This is a genomic window from Streptomyces sp. NPDC041205 (assembly GCF_055591765.1).
The window spans coordinates 38,670-58,942 of sequence record NZ_JBVIZH010000008.1 but is presented as its reverse complement, the minus strand read 5'-3'; the positions used below and the strand labels follow the sequence as shown (position 1 = coordinate 58,942).

Here is a 20,273-nt window from a genome sequence, read left to right as displayed (position 1 = left end):
AAGGTCACCTCCTGGCCCATCGCGGGACACGTCGTCGGGGGACTGCGGTAGTGGAGAGGGGCGTGGCCGCGGCGGCGGGCACCGCGAGCAGCGAGGCGGCCAGGCCCAGATGCAGCAGATACGGCGAGGCGTCGCCGAGTCCGGCCTCGGTGTACGACGAGATCGCGCAGTAGCTGATCAGGAAGATCGCGCAGGCCCTCGGGAGCGACGGCGGCCGCAGCAGCGCGACGCCGCCGAGGACGGCGATGAGCGCCGACACGATGGTGACGCCGATCAGGCCCTGCTCGTGGTAGACGGCCAGCCAGCTGTTGTCGATCGGCAGCCCGCCGAAGGACTTGTCGCTCAGGCCGACGCCGAACACCTTCTCCCCGGTCGTCCGGGGCGCCGCGAGCAGGGCGTCCCAGACCTTGGCCCGCCCGGTGAGGTTGGACAGGTTCTCCTGGCTCTGTCCGCGCAGGTACCAGGACTGCAGCGCGGAGCTGAACGCCACCGCGGCCACCGTGGCGATCAGCACCGTCCAGGCGAAGAAGCGCCGGGCGGCGGCGCTGGTCAGGACGAGCGAGCTGATCGCGAGGACGAGGCCGATGAGCATGCCGAGCGTGGCCGTGCGGGTGTGGGTCAGCGCGAGCAGGACGAGGGACGGGACGATGATCACCACCGCGCTGGTCCTGTCGGCCTCGCGGCCGAGCAGGAGCAGCACGGTGAGCCCGATGATCACCGCGGCGTACTGTCCGATCTGCGGCGGGGTGAGCGGCCACAGCGCGCCGACCAGACGCCCGCCGTAGTACTCGGGCATGGCCGTGCCCGGCGAGACGACCAGGCCCGCGGCCACCGACACGAGCACCGCGAAGTACATCCGGATGTGGTACCGCACGAACGTCACGTCGCCGTTCCACCAGCGGCTGAGCAGCCACAGCGTGCCGACGAAGAGCGCGAGCCGGGCGCAGCGGAACAGCGCGCCGTACCCCACCTCCAGGTTCGCGCTGGAGATCACGCTGGGCACGAGCAGCAGGGTGAGCAGGAGCACGAAGGCGCTGGGCCGGACGCGCAGCCGGAGATTGAGCGCGAGCGCCAGCGTGAACGCGGCGACCAGTGCCCCCATGGTGGCCATCTGGATGAGGGAGCGGGGCAGCGTGACGACGGTCTTCGCCCCGGCGGAGCCGAGCGTGTTCAGGGCAAGGAGCGCCCAGACGATCCCGACGGCCTTCGGCGTGCCCGCGGGGCGCGCTTCGACGCCGGGCCGTGTGCCCGTCAGATCCGGTGCGCCCGGCAGCCCTCCGCGCAGCAGGTCCCCGCTCATCTCAACCACCGGCCTGCGGGTCGAAGGTGCTGCCGGCGTCCTGCCGGTACGGCGTGGCCTGCCACTGCCTGGAGTTGAGCTTCCCGTCCGTGTTGGCCGCGACGAAGCTCCACGGTCCGCGGTAGACGTTGTCGTGCCAGCGGTTGCGCTGCTTGTGGGTGATCGCGTCCGACACCCGCTTGCCCTTGTACGGCGACCACTTGGGGTAGGTGCCGTAGTTGGCGAGGACCGCCATGCGGCCGCACTCCACCGCGCACTTGACGACGGACTTCTTCAGGACGAAGCGGTTGTCGTGGATGTCCACCCGCTGGGTCTTCCACCGGCAGTCGGAGTACAGCGGCGCCTTGGCGATCGCGGGCCGCTCGCAGCGGTCGATGTCCTTCACCAGCAGGGTGCAGTAGCCGGTCGAGGTGTTGGCCGGGCTGTTGCAGAACCGGTCGGAGTTCTCCCACAGGGTGATCCCGGACCAGTTGTTCTCCAGCAGGTTCCGGGAGATCTCGATCTTGTCGGTGCGGGCCCGGATCCGTGGTTCGCCGCCGGACTCGGACACATAGATGGTCGCGTACGGGAAGTTGTCGCCGCGGTCGGCGGTCCTGCGGCCCTCGACCCAGTTGTTGCGCCGGATCGTGTTGTTCCGGATGACCGCGTTGTAGCTGGTCTCGTACATCAGCGCGGCGCCGTCGTTGGCTTCGAGGACGTTGTTCTCGATGCGGAAGTCATTGTTGTTGTTGTCCGCCCACAACCCGGCTCCGCGGTTGTCGTGCACCCAGTTGCCGCGGATGTCGGCACCGTCGACGGCCCAGAACTTGATGCCGCCGGTGCAGCCGCAGCCCGGCTTGCGCTTCTCCCAGTTGTCGGTGTTGTTGCCCACGACCTCGTTGCCCTCGACGACCAGGCCCTTGATGGAGTCGCCGGTCTTGTACGCGTTCATTCCGTACTGCCCGTTGGCGCGCAGGCAGCTGGCGCGGACCTGCTGGCGGGCACCGGCCATCAGCCCGGCGCCGGAGTTGTACTGGATCTTCGAGTGCTCGATCACCCAGCCGTCGGCCATGTCGTGGTTGACCACGCCCTCGTTGTTCGGCGCGACGAAACGCTGCACGGTCAGATGGCGGATGGTGACGTCACGGGCGCTGCCGCTGAACGCGTACTGGTTGAGCTTCCGGCCGTCGAGCACCGCGCCCGGAGCGCCGAGATAGCGGTTCCCCTTCTTGGCGATGACCTGGGAGAAGCGGTCGGGGTCGAGCCGGTGCTTGCCCGGCCGCAGCCAGAACGTGGTGTCCGGGGGGTTGCTCTTGGTCTTCGCGGCCAGGTCACCGACCACCGCGGGGTCGACCGTCACCGCGCCCGCCGGAGCCTTCTCGGGCCCGGCCGGGGGCTTGGCGCACACCCGGGCCACGGACGTCGAGTGCGCCCCGGACGTGGAGGGCCTGCCGGTCGGCTTCTGAGGGGCGTCCGACGAGCTCGTACAGCCGGTCGCCGCGAGCAGGACCAACGCCAGCGGTGCCGCGGGCAACGCCCAGTGCCGCCACTTCATCACCACGTGCCCCCTAGCCGCAGAACCTGAGCACGGTGGTGAACTCCGCCGACTGCGCGGCGCCGTCGGCGACACCGGTGCCGACCAGCGTGGTCGCGGGCTCCTTGCGGCCGAAGCCGGGGGAGTACCAGCCCAGCGGCGGATCGCTCTCGCCGCGATGCGCCCGCCAGCTCAGCTGTCCCGGCAGGTCGAGCACCGCGGAGCGGACCTCGCCGTCCCGGGACCAGGTGAGGACCGCCCAGTTCCCCACCAGGTCCACGGCGACCGCCGGTCCGAGGTGGAACGCGAGGCGCACGTCCCGGCGCGGACCCTGGCGGCCGAGGACCTCGTCGACCACCCGTAACTCCTTGGTCTCGGCGGTCAGTTCCACCCGGCGGCGGTGCACGGAGCGCCCGTAGCCGTCGTGTTCGGCGGACCAGAGAGCCACACCCCCCTCGGACGCGCCGGTCGTGTCCGCGACCAGGACGCGGCTGCGGGCATGCCGGACCCACAGGAACGGGCCCCCCGAGACGGACTGGTCGGTGCCGTCCAGCTCCAGGGTGTTGTGGCCGAGGGTCGACCGGAAGTACCGCCGCCACGCGGGCTGCCCGTGGTAGCAGTACGTCCCCGGGTCGGCGAGCACGTCGACCCCGTCGTGCCGGACCTCCAGGGACAGCGCGTCCGCGTGGCCGTGCGCGGCGATGGAGAGGAACCCGTGCGGACCACCGTCGCAGCGGCACCAGATCTCCTCGGGGCCGCGCAGGATCGTGAGCCCCGCGTCGGCGAAGTGACCCGGTCGGCGCACCGGGCGGGTCACGGCAGGCGTGGTCCCCTTCTTCCCGTACGGCCGGATGAGCGCGGCGAGCAGCGGGGTGCGCACATCGGTGCCGGTCACCGCCGGCCACCAGTCGAGCCGCCCGAACACGGCGTCCCCGGTGGCGAGGAGCGAGCCCCAGCGGTCGGTGCCCGCGCCGTCCACCACCAGACCGTGCCCGTCGTCCGCGTCGCCCTGGCGCGGCGGCCGTAACCGGCCGTCCACGACGGCCGCGAGCGCGTCGGTCATCCGCAGCAGCACGAGCCGGACGGTCGCGGGGACCGGCACCCCGGCCGCGTCCGCCTCGGCCAGCGCGGCCAGGCCGAGTTCTAGGACCAGCCCGTGATACTCGGTGGCCAGCTCGCGGTTGAGACCGGAGGGAAAGGTGTTGCCGCGCAAGTGCCGCTCGAGGGACCGCAGCGCGCCGTCGCGCCAGCGCGCCGAGGAGGGGAACCACCCGAACGCGCAGGCCGCGGCGAACTGCCCGGCGGCCTCGGCGATGACGTGGTTGTTCGCCGACGACCCCCGGCTGGGGAACGCGGCCAGCCAGCGCTGGTGGTGCCAGATCTGGTTGCGCGCCACCGGGTTGCCCTCGAACAGGTCGGCCGCGCCCGGCCAGCCGTCGAGCAGGCGGCGGACCCACACCCAGGACAGCAAGCGGATGCCCAGCTCGATGCCGCTGATCCAGTGCACGCCGCGCAGCGGCGGGTTCGCCGCCCACCACGACCGCAGGTGCTCGGCCACGCGCTCGGCGTACCGCTCGTCCCCGGTGACCGCGTAGGCGGCGGCGAGCACGGTCAGGTACTGATGCCGGGACAGCTCCCAGATCTGCTTGATGTCCCCGACCGCGTCCTCGTTGCGGTACGGCACGTCGAAGGCGTAGCCCCACGGCGCCCGGCGCCCGGTCTTCGGGTCGCACCACCAGTCCGGGTCGACCAGGTCGTCGCGGACCACCCCGAAGTACTCGACGTGCCCGGCGAGCAGCCGGTCCGCCTCGGTGATGAGCCGCTTCGCGGCGTCCGGGGGCACCGCGGCGATCGTCCCGGCGGGCAGCACCGCGGTGAACCGGGCGCCGGTCACGCTCGGGCAGTCGGGCCGCGCCGACCGCCACCGCCGCCTGCGCACGGTGTCGCTCACCCGGCCGCCGATCTCGCGCGGCCCCATCCGGGACAAACGCCGCAGGTACCAGCCCGCGCTCATGCTCATCGCGGCCTCGCCAACGTCACCGGCGCGCCCCCGACCAGGCTCGTCTGCACGGCGAGGGTGGCCGCCGTGGTGGCGACGAGGGACTGCAGCGGCACCGGCATCGGCCCGCCGGTCCGCACGGCCTTGACGAACGCGGCCAGTTCGGCGTTCTGGCCCTTGTCCCGGGCCTTGGGCAGTCGCGAACTGACCCACTTGTCGGGTCCGTGCACGGAGGCACGGACGAAGTCGTCGAGCTTCAGGACCTTGCCGTCCGCGACGAGGTCCAGCGTCTCCTTGGGGAAACCGGGCGCGCCGGTGGTGACGTAGCTGATGGTGGCGGTGGACCCGTCCGGGTAGCGCAGCACGATCTGCAGGTCCTCGTTGCCGGCCGGAGCGACGGCGTACACCGAGACCGGGTCGGCCCCGAGCAGCCAGCTCGCCGTGTCGATGAAGTGCCCGCCCTCACCCGCGAACCGCGAACCCTCGCTGCCCTGCTGGAGGTACCAACTGCCGTGCTGCAGGCGGCCCGCGTTGACCAGGTAGCGCAGGCTCGCCGGACCGGTCCGGGCACCGAACCGGTTGTTCGCCTCCCGCAGCAGCGGCGCGAACCGGCGGTTGAAGCCCACCTGCAGCCGGTCGTTGCCGGACTCCTCCACCGTCGCGAGCACACCGGCCAGCTCGTCCTCGGTGAGCGCCAGGGGCTTCTCCACGAACACGGCCTTGCCCGCCAGGAGCGCCTTGCGGGTCAGTTCGGCGTGCGAGCTGTGGCGGGTGACCACGAACACCGCGTCGATGGACTTGTCGCCGAGCACGGCGTCGAGATCGGTGGTCGCCTCGGCGAAGCCGAACTTCCGCTTGGCGTTGGCGGCGGACAGCGCCGTCGTGGTGACGACGGTCGACAGCGTGACACCGTCGCGCTCCGCGAGGTGCGGCAGCAGCATGGACGTCGCGTAGTTCCCCGCCCCGACGAACGCGAGGCGCACCGGCCCCGCGGCGGACCGGGCCGGGACGGAAACCCGGCCGTCGCTCCGCACGTTCACCGACGGCACGGCCACCTCCGGGGCCGGTGCCTCCGCCGCCTGACGGCTCTGGCCCGGGTACCGGAACAGCACCGCCACGGCCTTCAGCTCACCGTCCTTCAGGCGCTGGTACGTTTCCACGGCGTCGTCGAAGTCGGCGATGTGCGAGACCAGGGGCTCCACGTCGACGCGGCCGCGGGCCACGAGATCGAGGAAGCACGCCAGGTTGCGGCGCTCGGTCCAGCGCACGTAGCCGATCGGGTAGTCGCGCCCCTCCAGTTCGTACTCCGGGTCGTAGCGCCCGGGGCCGTAGCTGCGGGAGAACCGGACGTCGAGCTCCTTCTCGTAGTAAGCGTTCCAGGGCAGGTCCAGACGGCACTTGCCGATGTCGACGACCCGGCCGCGGTCCCGGCACAGCTTGGCGGCCAGCTCGACGGGCTCGTTGCTGCCGCCGCCCGCGGCCAGGTACACCTGGTCCACGCCGTGACCGCCGGTGAGTTCGGCGACGGCGGCCTCCACGGCCGCGGACGCCGGATCGCCGCAGGCCGCCGCGCCCAGGCGCTCGGCGAGTTCGCAGCGCGCCGGGTCGGGGTCGACCCCGACGACACGGGCGCCCGAGGCGGCGAGGAGCTGCACCACCAGCTGCCCGATGAGGCCGAGGCCGATGACAAGGGCCACGTCGCCCAGTTGGGGCTCGCCGCGGCGGACGCCCTGCATCGCGATCGACCCGACGGTGCCGAAGGCCGCGTGCCGCGGGGCGAGGCCGTCCGGCACCGGGGCGTACAGGTTCTTCGGCACCCAGTTCAGCTCGGCGTGCAGCGCGTGCTCATTGCCCGCGCAGGCCACCAGGTCACCGACCGCCACATCGTCGATCCCGGCGCCGACCTGCTCGACCACCCCGCACAGCGAGTAGCCGAGCGGTGTGTAGGAGTCCAGCTTGCCCATCACCTTGCGGTACGTGGCGGGCAGCCCGTTGGTGGCCACGCTCTGCATGACCTTGGCCACCTGGTCAGGACGGGAGCGGGCCTTGCCGAGCATCGACATGCCGGCCTCGGACACCTTCATGAGCTCGGTCCCGGTGGATATCAGCGAGTAGGCGCTGCGGACCAGCACACCGCCCGGCTTGCACCCCGGTACCGGCACGTCGAGCACCGCGAGCTCGCCGCTCTTGTAGTTCTGTACAACCTGTTTCACCGGAGCTCCTATTTTTCTTCCACGCCGTCAGGCCGCTTGGCTCTGGCCGGAGCCAGAGGTCGCGCCGCGGTACCAGTACTCGAGGGTCAGCACATGCCACAGATGCTTGGAGAAGTCCCGCTGCCCGGCGGCGTCCTCGGCGACCATGCGCGCGAGGGCGTCACGGCGCAGCAGCCCGGAGTTGACGAGCACGCCGTCGTTGACCACCTCGCGCACCAGCGGCGCCAGGTCCCGGCTCATCCAGGCCCGCAGCGGGGCGCTGAACAGGCCCTTGGGCCGGTACACGATCTCCCGGGGCAGGATCGAGGTGGCCGCCTCCTTGAGGACGGCCTTGCCCTGCCGTCCGACGATCTTCCGGTCGCCGGGCACCGCGAACGCCGCCTTGACCACCTCGACGTCCACGTACGGCACCCGCACCTCGGTCGACGCGGCCATGCTGGAGCGGTCCGTGTAGGTGAGGTTCAGGCCCGGCAGGAACATCCGGGCGTCGCCCAGGCACATGCGGTTGACGAAGTCGGCAGGGTCGTCGAGGTCGTTGTCCGCGTAGACGTCCGCGTGCTCGGCCAGTACGTCCTCGACCGTCCCGGCCAGGTCCGGATCGACCAGGGCGAGCAGTTCCTCCTGGTCGTACATGGTGTAGCTGCGCCGGAACGCGGTCTCCTCCGGCAACTCGGCGAAGGACAGGAACCGCTTCGCGAACCGCACCGACCGGTACCCCCGGCGGGCCGAGGCCACCGGCAGCCGGTCCACGACCCCGGACACCCCGCGCCGCAGGGGCCGCGGGACCCGCTGATAGCGCAGCGCGAGCACGTTGGCCAGGTGCTTGCGGTACCCGGCGAACAACTCGTCGGCGCCCATCCCCGAGAGCATCACCTTGACCCCGGCCTCCCGGGCGGCCGAGCAGATCAGGAACGTGTTGATCGCGGCCGGGTCGCCGATCGGCTCGTCCAGGTGGTACGTCATCTGCGGCAGCAGGTCGAGCACGTTCGGAGCGATCTCGATCTCGTGCAGATCGACGCCGAACTGCTCGGCCACCTTCCGGGCGTAGCGCAGATCGTCCGGCATCGCCTCGAACTTGGCGTCCTCGGCGCGGAACCCGATGGTGTACGCGGAGATCCCGGGCTGGTGGCGGGCCGCGAGGGCGGTCAGATAGCTGGAGTCGAGACCGCCGGAGAGGAACGTCGCCACGGGCACGTCGGACAGCAGATGCTGCCGGGTCGACTCCTCGACGATGGCCGCCAGGTCCGGCTGCTCACCGCTCAGGTACCGCTCCCGGCCCTCGGCGGCGACGTCCTTCAGATGCCAGTACCGGCCGCGCTCCACCCGGCCGTCGGCCCGGCACCTCAGCCAGCTCCCCGGCGGCAGCTTCTCCGCCTCGCGGAACGCGCACCGCGAGTCCGGCACCCAGTAGTAGAGGAGCGAGGCCACCAACGCCCCGTGGTCCACCTCCAACGACCCGCCGGTCACGGCGGCGAGCGCCTTCAGCTCGGAGGCGAACACCAGGCCCGGGCCCCGCCGGAGCAGGAACAGCGGCTTGATGCCGAGCTGGTCGCGGGCGAGCACCAGGTCCCCCGTGCGCTCGTCGAAGATCCCGAACGCGAACATCCCGCGCAGCCGGGCCAGGCAGTCCGTGCCCCAGCGCCGCCACGCCTCGAGCACCACTTCGGTGTCGGAGGTCCCGCGGAAGCGCACCCCGGAGGCCGCCAACTCGGCGCGCAGCTCGGGGGCGTTGTACAGCTCGCCGTTGTACGTCAGGGCGAGGCCGCCCGAGACCATCGGCTGGGCGCCGGTCTCGGACAGGTCGATGATGGCGAGACGACGGTGCCCGAGCTCCACCGCTCCGTCACCGACGGGGTGGCTGTACCGGCCAGCCCCGTCCGGACCGCGGTGCGCGAGGGTCTCGGTGAGGCGGTCGGTCACGGCCTTGCCGTCCGGCCATCGGTAAGTGCCTGCGATACCACACATGTTCTACCGCGCCTCCTGGTCGCTGTTCGGGACCCGCGCGGCAGGCACCGGCGGCCGCTCGGTGCGCAGGTGACCCTCCCCCACTGCCTGAACGGCGTGGGAGGTACCCCCACCGTTCGGCCGGGTCATCCGCCTAAAAGGGCCGCGCAGCGCGGTGTGCGACCCGTCCCACAGGGTGCCGTCGGTCCGGTCCCGCGGATCGGGGTCGATCAGCACCACACCGGTCACCGGAATGTCCAGGTCCGCGAGCTGGCGTGCCACGGTGTGCAGCCATGCGGCGCTGCCGTGGCCGGCCCGCACGACGAGCACGGTCCGGCCGCCGAGGAACCGGAGGTCGGTCCACGCCGTGCCGGGCGCGACCGAGCCGACGCCGAGCCGCCGCGTCTGCTGCGGCACGGCCGCGGCGTCCTCGCCGCTCACCACGTCCGGGTCTCCCGGCTCCTGGCGGCGGCCCGAGAGCTCCGCGCCGGGCAGGCCGTCGACGACGACCACAGGACCCTCGGTCGCCAGCGCCCTCGCGACGTCCAGAGCGATGACGCTCGCGGTGCGCGCACAGCCCAGTTCCAGGAGCGACACCGGTTCCGCGGAGCCGCGCACGGTGCGGGCCAGGCTCGTGGTGAGCCGTGACCGCGCCGCCCGGGTCCGGCGGAGCTGCCACAACCGGGCCGACCGGCGCGGCAGCCGGGGCAGCTCCGCGATGACGGAGGCGCCCAGGTTCGCCGCGATCTGACGGCGCAGCACGGGACGGTCCGCCACCACCGTGCCGACCGCGGCCACCGCGAGCCCGAGGACGAGCCCGAGGACGAGCCCGATCCCGGCGCTGGTGGCGGCGGCCATGGGCAGGGAGTGCGGCACCGCGCGCGGCGCGTCCACGATCTGCGTACCGGCGATGAGCCGGGGCGTGCCGACGCGGGCCTCCTCGGCGCGCTGCGCGAAATCGGCGATCCGCGAGTTCAGCTCGGCCCGGCGGGCGAAGAGCGACTCGATGCTCGCCGACTCCTTCGAGTCGCTCTCCGGAGACCGCCCTCCGATCGCCTCGTTGACCTTGGCGAGCTCGTCCTGCATGCGCTCACGCTGGTCGAGCAGGGCCTTGGCCTCGGCCTTCGCGGTCTCCCGCATCCGCCGCACATGGTCGGCGACGAACGCCTCGGCCAGCGCCTCGGCCCGGGCCACCGCCTTCTGCTCGGTGTCGGCCGTCACATCGATCCGCATCAGGTTGTTGGTCACGCCCGTGCCCCGGTAGTCCTGCATGAAGTCCTCAGGCTTTTCGGGGGACTTGAGAGACCGCAGGGCCCTGCTCGCGATCCGTGTGGTCTTGAGCAGCTCGACGTCGGTACGGATCAGCGTGCCGGTGTCGTTCGGCTGGTCCTCCTGATGGGCGACAAGGACCTTGGTCGCCGCGGTCGGCGGCGGCGGCCGCAGGACGGCGAACGCCGCGCCGAGGAACAGCCCGAGGGCCGCGAGGGAGCACCAGAGGCGACGGCGCCTGCGCACCGCCACGACCAGCGCCTGCAGGTCGAGCAGCGGAGTGGAAGCCGACGACTCCGAAGTCGTACTCGTTGTCATCCGGAACCTCCCGTCGCGTGACCGCGCGCCGCGAGCGCCGGGGCGGCGTTCTCCGCGGGACGGCCGGCAGAGCGCGCCGGACGGTCCTGGACCGTACCGGCGACGACGATGCCGACGACCTCGTGCCTGCCGTCCGCACACGCCTCGGCGATGCCGCCGAGCTCTCCCGCGGTCCAACTGCCCGCGCTGAGCACGACCAGGGCACCGGACTCGGTGTCGCGGTCCGGCACCGTCGGCCGGTCCACGGAAACGTCCACCACCCGCAGCATCGGATCACCGTTGGCCTCGGCGACGAGCTGATCGGCGGCCCGGCGGGCGATCCGGTCGCCGTCCGGTACGACGACGAGCAGCCGCCGGGGCGCAAGGAGCTTCTCCCGGAGGCGGGCGCACACCCGCCGGTATCTGATCTGTCTGCTGGCCTCGTCGCCGGAGCGGCGGGGGGCGGGCAGGTCCCACCGGGTGTCGAGGTCGAGCAGCCGACGGAGCCGGGCCCGGGCGCCACCGCCCTCGGGCCGGTGCGCGGACCGTTCCCCCGGCACGTCGACGGCACCGAGGACCGCGCAGCTCAGCGCCGCGGCGATCTCCGGTTCGGTGCGCAGCCGGCGGTTTCCCCGTGCGGCGGCGAGATGGCCGATGACCGCGACCAGGAAGAACAGCAGCGCCCCGGCGACGACGAACTGCGTTCTCGTCGGCGGTGCCTCACTGGTCGGCCGGGCCGCCGGGCCCATGACGACCATGCCGGCCTTGTTGGTCGCGCGGTCGGACTCGTCCAGTTTCTTCATGGCTTCCTGCAGCGCGGTGCGCAGCTTCTCCAGTTCGGTGCGGGCCTGCACGCTCTCCACGGTCTGCCCCGGATCGGCCGCGTTGGCCAGCTCGGTGATGCGGCGGTTGGTCTCGGTCACCTTCTGCCGCAGGGACTCGGGTCCCGTGGGCCTGTCGGAGTCGGGGTCGTCGCTGGCGATCCGCGCGGCGAAGCCGACGAACTGCTCCGCCATCCGGTCGGAGAGCTGTTGCGCGCGCTGCGGGCTGTCGGCCGTACCCGAGATCTTGATGATGTTCCCGTCGGAGGCCTTGGCGCTCACTTGATCCCGCAGCTCGCCGCCGCTGACGCCTTTCCAGCGCAACGCGGCGGCCGCGCGGTCGACCACTGCCGAACTCGACGCGATCTCCGCTTGAGTCAGCAGCTCGCGCTCCTCCCACTGCCCCGGCAGCAGTACCGATGCCGAAGCCGTGTACCGCGGCGGGAACAGCACCGAGATGCCGTAGCCGAAGAGCGCGCCCAGCACCGCGACGATGACGAGCAGCCGCCACCGCCGACGGAAGATCCGCCCGATCGTGACCAGGCGTATTGCTTCTTCACTCAACTGCGCTGCCTCTTCCCTGTGCTGATCGGGGCGGCCGCCGGCACCGGAGTGCGGTCACGGCAGGCAGCGGCGTAAGCAGCGAGCAGCGACGTTTGCGAGTTCCGCCAGGACAGCTGTCCGCCGATCCGCTCCTGGCCGATCTTGCCCATGCGGGCCCGCTGCTCCGGATCGTCGAGGAGCAGCGCGACGAGCCCGGCGAACTCGGCCTCGTCGTTGGCGGGCGCGTAGACGGCGGCGTCCCCGGCGGAGACGCGTGCCTCCCGGAGGTCGAACGAGACGATCGGCCGGCCCATCGCCATGTACTCCAGGACCTTGTTCATGGTCGAGACGTCGTTGAGCGGATTGCGCGGGTCGGGGGAGAGGCACACGTCCGCGGTGGACAGGTAGCGCACCAGGTCGGCGTCAGGGACGCGCCCGGTGAACTGCACCTGGTCGGAGAGCCCGAGCCGCCGGGACAGCTCCACCATCGAGTCGAAGGCGTCGCCCGCGCCGACGAACACCGCGTGCCAGTCGGTCCGCCCGAGTTCGTCGCGCAGCTTCGCGAGGGCCCGCAAGGCGTAGTCGACGCCGTCCTGCGGTCCCATCACGCCGAGATAGCACAGCAGATGGGGCTTGCCGCGCTTCAACTCCGGCTCGGGCGGCACCGGTTGGAACCGTTCGACCGCGGGCGCGCTGCGCACCACGAAGACGTCCTCCGGTCTCTTGCCGCCACGGCTCACGGCGACGTCCCGGTAGCTCTCGTTCGTGGCGATCACGATGTCCGCGGCCCGGTAGGTCAGCCGTTCCAGGGCGCACACGGCGCGGTAGAGCAGGTCCTTGCCGCGGTCGAACCGGGACAGGTACAGCTCGGGCACCAGGTCGTGCTGGTCGAAGACGAACCGCGCGCCGCGCCGCGTCAGCCACCGCGCCGGCAGGAACAACAGGTCCGGCGGGTTGCAGGCGTGGACCACGTGGACCGGGCCGACCTTGCGAGCGAGCCGGTACGTGTGCCACAGCGCGGAGCCGTACTCCCGCAGGTACCCGGCCGGACCTCCGGTGGCCGCGCGCAACGGGTAGCGGTGGATCCGCACCCCGTCGATCACCGCCTCCGCCTCCGTGTCCCGCTTCTCGCCGCGCGGGCAGATGACGTCGACCGTCCAGCCCGCGTCGCGCAGTGTCGTGCACTCCTGCCACACCCGCCGGTCGAAAGGCACCGACAGGTTCTCCACCAAGATCAGCGCGCGCCGGTTCGGCCGGTCGCCGCGTGTCGTGTCACCAAGCAAGGCCCACGTACCCAGGTTCGGCCCGGCGCGCGTCGGCGTCGGGAAGGTGGATGAGGTCGACGATCACCGGCTCATCGCCATGGGGCAACGCCGCGAGGACGGCCGGATCCTTGGTCCCGACCAGGCACACCTCGGCGTGCTCGAGCACCTCGTCGACGGAGTCCGCGAGCAACTGCCCGAGGTGCGGAAGCCGGGTCTCGATGTACTCGCGGTTCGCGCCGAGGAGCCGCGAGAGACTCACGTTGGCGTCGTAGATCCGCAGGTCGTATCCCTTGCCGAAGAGCCGCTCGGCCAGCTCGACGAGCGGGCTTTCGCGGAGGTCGTCGGTGCCGGGCTTGAAGGAAAGACCGAACAGGCCGACCCGGCGCTTGCCGGTGCGCTCGACCAGGTCCACCGCACGCTGCAGATGGTCGGCGTTGGAGGGCAGCACATGGGCGAGGATCGGCACCGAGACGTCGGCCCGCTGCGCCGCGTGCACCAGGCTGCGCAGGTCCTTGGGCAGGCAGGAGCCACCGAAGGCGAAGCCGGGCCGCAGATAGGCGGGGCTGATGTTCAGTTTGCGGTCGGCCAGGAAGACGTCCATCACCTGGTGCGAGTCCACGCCGAGCGCCTGGCACACCGCGCCCAGCTCGTTCGCGAAGCCGATCTTGAGCCCGTGGAACGCGTTGTCCGCGTACTTGATCGCCTCCGCCGCCTGGACCGGCACCCGGAACACCTCGCCGGGCAGCCCGCCGTACAGCGCCGCCACCACGTCGCCGCTCGCCGCGTCGAGCTCACCGATGACGGTCTTCGGCGGGTCGAAGAAGTCCCGCACGCTCGTGCCCTCGCGCAGGAACTCCGGGTTGACCGCCACCCCGATGTCCACCCCGGCCGTGCCGCCGAGGAACTTCTCCAGAATCGGCACCAGCAGGTTCAGGCAGGTGCCCGGGAGCATGGTGCTGCGGAACACGACGGTGTGCCGCCCGCCCCGCTCCGCCACCGCGGCACCGATCTGCTCGGTGACCCGCTCCAAGTACGTGGTGCACAGGCTGCCGTTGGGTTCCGACGGCGTGCCCACACAGACGAGGGACACCTCGGTGCCCATGATCGCCTCGCGGACGTCGGCGGTGGCGCGCAGCTTGCCCGCCCCCACGACCTCGGCGACGAGCTCGCCGATCCGCTCCTCGACCACCGGCGCCTTGCCGTCGTTCACCATGTCGACCTTGACCTGGTTCACATCGACGCCGATGACGTCATGACCCAGGCTGGCCAGGCACGCGGCCGACACGCAGCCCACGTAGCCGAGCCCTAAAACGCTGACTCTCATAACCCGTTCCTCCCCCCAGGCACGCCCTTCCGGCCTGCCTTCCGTTCGCCGGTCGGACGATGCCCCCCGGGTATCAATAGGCCCCCTGCCCCTGGAGCACGGCACGCAGCGTCTTCCACAAGATCACCGTGTCCAGGGCGAGTGACCAGTCCTCCACGTACCGCAGGTCGAGCCGGACGGCCTCCTCCCACGGCAGGTCGCTGCGTCCGCTGATCTGCCACAGGCCGGTGAGGCCGGGCTTGACCAGGAGCCGCCGCCGGATGTCCGGGCCGTACGCGGCGGACTCCTCCGGCAGCGGAGGCCGCGGACCGACGAGTGACATCGATCCGGTGAGTACGTTGAAAAGCTGCGGGAGTTCGTCGATCGAGTACCGCCGGAGGACCGCCCCCACCCGGGTCACCCGCGGGTCCCTGCGGAGCTTGAACAGCAGCCCCGCGCCCTCGTTGAGGTCGGCGAGGGCGGCACGGGCCCCGTCGGCCCCGGCGACCATGGTGCGGAACTTGTAGATGGTGAACTCGCGTCCGTCCTTGCCGACCCTGCGCTGGCGGTAGAACGCCCCGCCCCGGCTGTCCGCGAGGACGAGCAGCCCGACGAGCGCCATCAGCGGCGAGAACAGGATCAGCAGGATCACCGCGCTCATCCGGTCGACGACCGCCTTGACCGCCCGGCGACCCCCGGTGAAGGTCGGCATGCTCACCCGGAGCAGCGGGATCCCGAGCACCGCGTCGACGTGCAGCCGGGGTCCGGCCACCTCCATCAGCACGGGTGCCACGACCATGTCGGCATCGCTGCCTTCGAGGTTCCAGGCGAGGCGCTGCAGCCGGTCCGGTGACCAGTGCGGGTCCGGTGTGACCGCGACGACGCGGTAGCCGTCGCGGCGGACGTGGCCCGCGACGTCCGACAGCTCGCCGACGACCGGCACTCCGTCCAACTGATCACCGTCGAGCCCGTGACCGTCCGTCGTGCACACCGCCTCCACCCGCCAGCCGAGGTGCGGGAACTTGCGGGCCCGGTTGATCAGATCGCGCACGGTGGCCGGGCTTCCGGCAGCGAGTACCGGTCTCAAGCACCGGCCCTCCTTGCGCTGTTTGTGCAGCCAGAGGCGCAGCAGATAGCGCGCGGTCATGGTGACGAGCGCGATCGCGGGGATCGCGACGAAGATCCAGAGTTTGATGTTGCGCGAGGTGAGCGCGATTCCACCGAGCGCCAGCACGACGGCCGCCGTGAACAGCGAGCGTCCGAGCCGGCGGAATTCCTCGGCTCCCTGGCCGAGTACGGCCGGAGCCCACGCTCGGCTCACCCCGAGTGATCCCAGGATCAGCAGCTCGGTGCCGAAGGCCAGAAAGGCCCAGTTCTCATGCCAGTTGGCGGCGTCCCTGACTCCGAAGAAGCCTCCGATCGCCGCCACCACGAAGGCGGTGGCCACGGTGTCGCTGGTGATCACGGCACGCCGGTATCGCTGTTCCCAATCGCTCGCGGGCTGGCTGTTCGTCCCGTTCGTCAGACGCCCGCGCGTCGACGGAAACGGGTTGACTAATTCCCCCTGCTGCACAGAACCCCCCAGGTTGCGCCAGTGGTTCGACGTCTTGCCTGCTCCCCTGTTCATCCCCCCGGGAGGTCTCACCCCCGGCGTCGCGCTGTTCCTCTCAAGCGGAGGCCCCCGCCTCCCGCGCATGGCATAGCGACTGCTTCAGCGCTGCTTGATCAACTCACCCCGGCGGCAGCGGACTTGGAGCCCTGCCGCACTTCTGACGCGTGTCGGAACCCGTCGAAACCCCTGGGTGCTCCCCGCACCCAGGCCCCCCTGCCGGGCCCCACGATGTGATCATCCCCAAGCCTGGCGCCGGGGACGCTACTGCTGGCTGTGCGTGGTGCTGGAATCCATAGATCATTAAGGGTTGCTTCGTCTCCGAACAGCCGAAGCACGGTCAATTTAGACCATGGGGGTCAGGTTGTAGAGGGGGTGTGTGCAATTCGTGCCCAAGCTTTGAGAATGGATTCACCAACCGGTGCCCGCCCAGGGGGGCTTGTGTGGCGAAGACGTGTTGTTTGACCTGCGTCGATGCGGTTCTGTGGGCTGCTGGCACCGGCGACTTCAAGCCGTACCGGCGCGGATAACTTGACCGATCTCAGGGCCTATTGGGGGCCTTGACGGGGGAATCGGGGTGAGTGTGCGGAGGCTTGCGTCGAACAGGAGCGCGACTTCACGCGCTGGTCGAACTCAATTGCTATATGGGCGTGTTGTGCGGCGCCGGTCGTCCGCAAAGCCCGCTCAGCGGCTGTTGAGCGGCTTGCCGTACTTCTGTGCCGTGGAGAGGTACGGGAGGCCGAGCGTGCGAGGGGAGAAGGCCGCCGAGCCGTCGGCCGAGCCTCGGGGGAGGAGCCAGGCGGCGCCCAGGGAGGCGTTCTCGCCCGGGGATCCGGCCGTGACGTCCGGTGCCCCGTCGCCGTTGTAGTCGCCCGTGGCGACCGCCGCACCGAAGGCGTCGCCCGCCTCGGCGACGCCCGGGACACCCGGCGTGTCCTGGTTCCAGGCGACGGACGCGGCGGCGCCGCCCGCGTCGAGCAGCCCCCGCGCTCCGCCGCGGAGCAGCCAGGCGGCGCCCGCCCGCGCTGCGCTTCCGATGCCCTCACCGGGCGCGCCCGCGATCAGGTCGTCGCGGCCGTCGCGGTTGACGTCGGCGACGGCGAGGGCGGCACCGAAGCGGTCGCCGTTCTCGGCCACGCCCGGGACGCCCGCGGTGTCCTGGTTGAAGGTCTGGGCGCGGGTACCGAACGAGCCGCTCGCGGGGCTTCCGTAGTGGACGTGTACGCCGCCCCCCTTGGCGAGCTTCTCGGGGCCGCACGGGTCGTCGATGTTCTCGTCGGCGATCTCACGGCACTCGCCGAGCGCCAGGTCGTCGTGGCCGTCGCCGTCGAAGTCACCGGTGGCCAGGTCGGTCACGCCGGCGTTGTCCGTGTTCCAGAAGTTGGCCATCTCGGACCGGTCGGCGTCCCACTTCCACAGGCGCACGTGGGACTGCGTGCTGGGGACACCCGCGGTCCAGTACGCCACGGCCAGGTCCGCCGTGCCGTCGCTGTCGAAGTCGCCGGTGGCCAGGACGGGCGCGCGACCGCCCATGGGGGCGGCGACGACGGTGGTGACCATGCTGTCCTCGCCCTGGATGACACGAGCGACGACCTTGTCCGTGCCACCGACCACGATCGCTTTGTTGCCACCGGCGGTCAGGTCGGCCGCCACGACCGATCTGCCGTACGCGGCCGACGGAGACCGCCCGGTCAGGACCGTCGACCCCGGCCCCGGCCCGCTCGTCGAGCCGCCGACGGCGATGACCATGCCCGCGTCCGCGCCACGGTCGGTGACGTCCTCGCCGGGGGCACCCGCGAGCAGTTCCGCGATGCCGTCGCCGTTGAGGTCCGTCAGGACCACGGACGCGCCGAAGCGGTCGCCTGCCTCCGGGGTGCCGGGGACCTCGGGCGTGGCCTGAGTGACACGGATGCTTCCGTGGGCACCGACGCCCTTCGGGCCGCCCCAGACGACGTTCACGTACCCGGCCTTGGCCTGTCCGCCGACGGTCCCGTCCGGAACGCCGACGGCGAGGTCCGCGAAGCCGTCACCGTTGAAGTCGCTCGTGGTGGCACGGGGTGCGGCGACGGCGGCACCGGACGGGAGTGCGACCCCGGCGGCGGTCGCGGCGACTGCGATGGCGTACGTCAGGACGCGGCGGCTGTGTGGCACGAAGGCCCCCACTCGGTCGACGGGATGAGGCTTTGTCAGATGTGACCGTTGAGCGGCGGAGCTGGTTGTACGGAGTTCACCGGCGGTTGGGGCCGGGTTGACGGTGGGGGTGAGGTCCTGGGCGGCTGAGACTCGTCGCCCCCGGGCCGGCGGCGGGGCATGGTCGTGCACGAAGAAGATCGACTCACGGCGGCTCGCCGACGTGGCAGCGCTGAAGCATGACTTCGCTGCGCAACCCGCGGCTTTCACGAGTGACGAGGGGGCGCTTTCCAGCCAGCCTCAGTGGGTCACGACGAAGAGGGCACGCTCGTGCTGAGCGGTCGTGTCGTCCGTCATCCGGTGGTACGGCTGGTCCAGCTCGTGTTCGGTCGTCCGCCCGCGGCGTGAGCCGACCGGCGCCGTGTCCTGGCGCGCGGGCAGTATTACCCCGCGCTGAACACGGTGTAGTGCCAGGTCACTTGGGGTCCGCCCGCGTCCGGTCCGGACAGCTTCCCTGTTCCGTGTGCCGGTGGGCACGCGGCCGCCCGTGTCCGAGTCACGGCGGCGCAGCGTCGGAGTGCCGCGGTCGGCGGGTCCGGTCACGGATGGCGACGGTCGCTCACTGCATGGCCGGAATTTGCAGCCAAATAACCAAACAATCTTGGGATTCTCTGGTCACGCGCCTCTGCAGACACATAAGTTCCTTCAGGCATTCGCTACCAGCCAAGGGCGACAGCCACCGGCCGGGTTGTGCCCCACCGGCCGTCTCCGCCCTGCCCGTCGGCGCACGCCGCTGTCCTCCGCACGACCGCGCCACACCGACCCAACTGCCCGAAGGATCCTCCGCTTATGGCCGCCTGTGAACACCGTGCGGTGTCGTGCTCACACCACACGGTGAGCCGCAGCGCCGACGGCAGCGGCCAGAAGTGCCGGTCGAAGGTGCACGGCGTGTGCCCGATCGGCCGAGGGCGGCGCTGATGGCGAGTGCGAACCCGGCCGGCCGTGACACGGACCTCTACGCGGCGGTGCAGGACATTCAGGCGGGTTACTGGATGGAGATGCGGCAGGTGCTTGCCCGGACGGGCAACTGGCCGCAGTGGACGTCCCGTACGCAGGTCCTTGGGATCGTCGCAGCCCAGGCCAACGTCGTGGAGTTGTGGCTGAAAGAGGAGCCGGAGAGCCTCGCCGCCCGGGTGATGTACGCCCGAGTCGCCACCGAACGGGTGCTGCAGGCCCATCGAAGGCAGTGGGCGCGTGACGCCCAGAAGGCGGGGGACCTGGAGAGACTGGTGGCCCGTGCCCGGGACGCGTGCCACAAGGCGGGCGAGGGCAATCCCGACGACGCGGTGCCTTGGATCTGCCGCCTGGCCCTGGCCGAAACGGACACGACAGGACGCTACCCGGAGCATGACGTGGCTCCGCCGCCCCACGAGTACCTGCTCCCTCGCGGACCCTGGGGGCTGCTCGGGGAGGTGCACCGACGGGATCAGTTCAACCGCGAGGCATGGCACCGCATGTCCCAGGCGCTCCAGGCCCACCCGGGGCCGGCGGGCCGCCAGGCGGTCGCGACGGATTTCGCCCGCTGGACGGTCTCCTTCGCGCCGCCCGACTCGCCCCTGCTTCTGCTGCCCCTGTACGCCCGTGTGCAGGAGCACCGGGAGCGACGGGACAGAGGCGCCGAGGTCATGCTGAACCTGCTGTGGACCCGGGAGGACATCACCCGAGCCGTCACGCAGGCATTCGAGGGCTGGTTCCAGAAGTGCGATCCCGCCACCAGTTCCCAGCTGGATCTGAACTACCTCGCCTACGCCCTGGCGAGGGGCGGCTTCGCCCAGTGGGCGACCGAAGTGTTCGATGCCATCGGCGACTTCGCCACTCCCGCTCCGTGGCAGTACGACGCCCGGCACCCGGCGGACCAGTGGCGGAAGGCATTCGAGGAGGACCGCGTCGCCTGCCTGAGATCCCACCCGCGGCATACCGGGAAACACCCATGACCGCCGGCCCGCCCCCACGGGCGGGCGCCGCCACGTCCCGCCGGCGGCCCAGCGTTCACCCCGCCCCCATCCC

At 71.4% G+C, this 20,273-nt stretch carries 12 protein-coding genes; 1 reads left to right on the top strand and 11 read right to left on the bottom strand.

The features are described from left to right. Positions 1–4 precede the first annotated feature (4 nt). The 11 genes from ACZ6BG_RS30130 to ACZ6BG_RS30080 form a co-directional block, all read right to left on the bottom strand. A complete protein-coding gene (locus ACZ6BG_RS30130; protein ID WP_469007351.1) occupies positions 5–1,300 on the bottom strand; it encodes an O-antigen ligase domain-containing protein in 1,296 nt (431 codons plus the stop codon). Position 1,301: 1 nt separating this feature from the next. Next, a complete protein-coding gene (locus tag ACZ6BG_RS30125; RefSeq protein WP_469007349.1) occupies positions 1,302–2,840 on the bottom strand; it encodes a right-handed parallel beta-helix repeat-containing protein in 1,539 nt (512 codons plus the stop codon). A gap of 7 nt (positions 2,841–2,847) precedes the next feature. Then, complete coding sequence (locus tag ACZ6BG_RS30120; RefSeq protein WP_469007347.1) at positions 2,848–4,833, bottom strand: heparinase II/III family protein; 1,986 nt, start codon at positions 4,831–4,833, stop codon at positions 2,848–2,850. Beyond that, complete coding sequence (locus ACZ6BG_RS30115) at positions 4,830–7,025, bottom strand: bi-domain-containing oxidoreductase (protein WP_469007345.1); 2,196 nt, start codon at positions 7,023–7,025, stop codon at positions 4,830–4,832. The genes ACZ6BG_RS30120 and ACZ6BG_RS30115 overlap by 4 nt, the downstream gene beginning before the upstream one ends. 27 nt (positions 7,026–7,052) lie before the next feature. Then, the gene (asnB, locus tag ACZ6BG_RS30110; RefSeq protein ID WP_469007343.1) at positions 7,053–8,990 is read right to left on the bottom strand and encodes an asparagine synthase (glutamine-hydrolyzing); all 1,938 of its coding nucleotides are present in this window, start codon (positions 8,988–8,990) and stop codon (positions 7,053–7,055) included. Positions 8,991–8,993: 3 nt separating this feature from the next. Further along, the gene (locus ACZ6BG_RS30105; protein ID WP_469007341.1) at positions 8,994–10,556 is read right to left on the bottom strand and encodes a Wzz/FepE/Etk N-terminal domain-containing protein; all 1,563 of its coding nucleotides are present in this window, start codon (positions 10,554–10,556) and stop codon (positions 8,994–8,996) included. After that, positions 10,553–11,920, bottom strand: a complete 1,368-nt coding sequence (locus tag ACZ6BG_RS30100; protein ID WP_469007338.1) for a Wzz/FepE/Etk N-terminal domain-containing protein — start codon at positions 11,918–11,920, stop codon at positions 10,553–10,555. The genes ACZ6BG_RS30105 and ACZ6BG_RS30100 overlap by 4 nt, the downstream gene beginning before the upstream one ends. Beyond that, positions 11,917–13,182: a glycosyltransferase family 4 protein gene (locus tag ACZ6BG_RS30095; protein ID WP_469007336.1), complete on the bottom strand. Its 1,266-nt coding sequence runs from the start codon at positions 13,180–13,182 to the stop codon at positions 11,917–11,919. Before ACZ6BG_RS30095 ends, ACZ6BG_RS30100 begins: the two co-directional genes overlap by 4 nt. Next, complete coding sequence (locus ACZ6BG_RS30090; RefSeq protein ID WP_469007332.1) at positions 13,172–14,488, bottom strand: nucleotide sugar dehydrogenase; 1,317 nt, start codon at positions 14,486–14,488, stop codon at positions 13,172–13,174. The genes ACZ6BG_RS30095 and ACZ6BG_RS30090 overlap by 11 nt, the downstream gene beginning before the upstream one ends. A 73-nt stretch (positions 14,489–14,561) precedes the next feature. Beyond that, a complete protein-coding gene (locus ACZ6BG_RS30085) occupies positions 14,562–16,040 on the bottom strand; it encodes a sugar transferase (RefSeq protein WP_469007329.1) in 1,479 nt (492 codons plus the stop codon). Positions 16,041–16,760: 720 nt separating this feature from the next. Beyond that, positions 16,761–18,227 carry an FG-GAP-like repeat-containing protein gene (locus ACZ6BG_RS30080; RefSeq protein ID WP_469007325.1) on the bottom strand — a complete coding sequence of 489 codons (1,467 nt, stop codon included), beginning with the start codon at positions 18,225–18,227 and terminating at the stop codon, positions 16,761–16,763. 929 nt (positions 18,228–19,156) lie between these two features. On the opposite strand from ACZ6BG_RS30080, the gene ACZ6BG_RS30075 reads away from it, so the two are divergent. Then, on the top strand, positions 19,157–20,200 hold the full coding sequence (locus ACZ6BG_RS30075; protein WP_469007321.1) for a hypothetical protein: 1,044 nt from the start codon (positions 19,157–19,159) through the stop codon (positions 20,198–20,200). Positions 20,201–20,273 lie beyond the last annotated feature (73 nt).